This is a genomic window from Streptomyces sp. TRM64462 (genome assembly GCF_013362995.1).
Lineage (GTDB): Bacteria > Actinomycetota > Actinomycetes > Streptomycetales > Streptomycetaceae > Streptomyces.
On record NZ_JABWDV010000288.1, the window covers coordinates 1 to 1,679 of the forward strand.

Annotated in this window: 1 protein-coding gene; it reads right to left on the bottom strand. The window is 71.9% G+C overall.

The window, feature by feature from the left end:
- Positions 1 to 172: 172 nt before the first annotated feature.
- On the bottom strand, positions 173 to 1,679 hold a 1,507-nt coding region (locus HTZ82_RS13555), incomplete at its 5' end, for a PQQ-binding-like beta-propeller repeat protein (RefSeq protein ID WP_175409608.1).

Here is a 1,679-nt window from a genome sequence, read left to right on the forward strand (position 1 = left end):
CCGAAGCCGCCGGCAGGCGGCTCCTGCGGGGCCCCGAAGCCGCCCTGCGGCGGCGGGCCGGGCGGCGGGCCCGGAGGCTGGTTCGGCGGCTGGTTGGGCGGCTGGTTGGGCGGCGGGGGTGGCTGTGTCATCGTCTGCGTACCTCGGGATCGGAAGTCCGGCGGGCTACTGGCTACTTACCGAAGGCGATCATGGTCTTGGTCTCCATCTCCGCCTTGTCGTTCTGCGCGCTGACCCGGCCGCTCGCGATGAAGAACCGGCCGTCGGCATAGGCGTACCGCGGCTGCCAGAAGTCGCGCTCGATGCGCGCCACCGACGCCGGGTGCTGGAGCAGCACCTTCGGCTTGCCGCCCGTCGCGGCGACCGTGGCGACGGCGCCGCCGCGGTCCCAGGAGCCCTCGATGTAGACGAGGACCTCGCCGTTCTCCATGCGGAGCGGCAGCATCGTCTTCTCGGCGCCCGCGTTGGCGCGCCACTTGGGCTTGCCCGTGTTCAGGTCGAACGCCACCAGGTCGTTGGTGCCTCGGGTGAGGCTGGTGGGCTCGGTCGACATGTAGAACGTGTCGCCGTCGCCGACCACGCCCGCGCAGCTCTGGAGGCGCGTGCTCGCGAAGACCATGCCGCCGCCGCACTTGGTCTGGAACTTGTCCTTGCCGCCGGAGAGCTGCGAGCGCAGCTTGCCCGCGTCCGTGAGGGCGAGGACGGTGCGCTGCTTCTTCTCACGGTGGATCGCGTTCACGACGAGCGGGCTGACCGAGTAGACCTTGTCGACCTCCCAGCCGCGGTCGAGCTGGTACTTCCACTTGGCCTTGCCGGTGGCCGGGTCGACCTCCCACACCTCGTTCTGCGGGTTGTCGACGTCGCCGGTGCGGCAGCCGGCCGCCGCGATGAGGCGGGTGCCCTCACCGGCGTACGCGAAGGGCATGCAGCCGTCGGCGGGCTTGCCGAAGATCTGCTTGCCGTCGGCCAGCGAGAAGCCCCAGGAGTTGCTGCCGCCGGCGACGGCCAGGGTGTTGCCGGCGAGCGCCAGGGTCGGGTCGTAGATCCCGGCGAAGCCGTTGACCTTCGGGATCTCCTTCTTCCAGCCCGCCTTGCCGGTCTTGGTGTCGATCTGCTGGAGGACGCGGCACTTGGCGCGGTCGCCGGTGCCGTCCTCAAGGCCGATGACCATGACGCCGGCGGCGTTCGGGGCGGGCGTGGCCTCACAGACGTCCGTGGTGAAGGGGATGCTCCACTTCTTCTTGCCGTCCGCCGTCGAGAAGCCCTCGATGCTGCGGTACATCGCCTTGACGATGGTGTCGCCGACGACCCACGGGCCGTGCACGTCGGCGCCGTTGCGGGGCAGGTCGACGTCGTTCTTGAGGAGCCACTCGACCTTGGCCTCGCCGGGCTGGCGGCCCGCGTTGAGGTCGTCGTCCTGGGCGCGGCCGCCGCCGGTGCCGTCGCCCTTGTCGACGTCGTCGGACGCCTCGCCGGAGCCGCTGGGCTCGGGGGCGGCGGAGGTGGACGCCTGGGCGACGGGCTGCTTGGGCTCGTCGTCGCCGCTGAGTGCCCACCAGGTGCCGCCGCCGATGACGAGGAGGCCCGCGGTCGCGGCGGCGATGACGATGCCCGTCCTGCCCTTGAAGGGGCCGCCGCCGGTGCCGCCGGCGGGCGGTACGGGGGCGCCGGGGTACTGG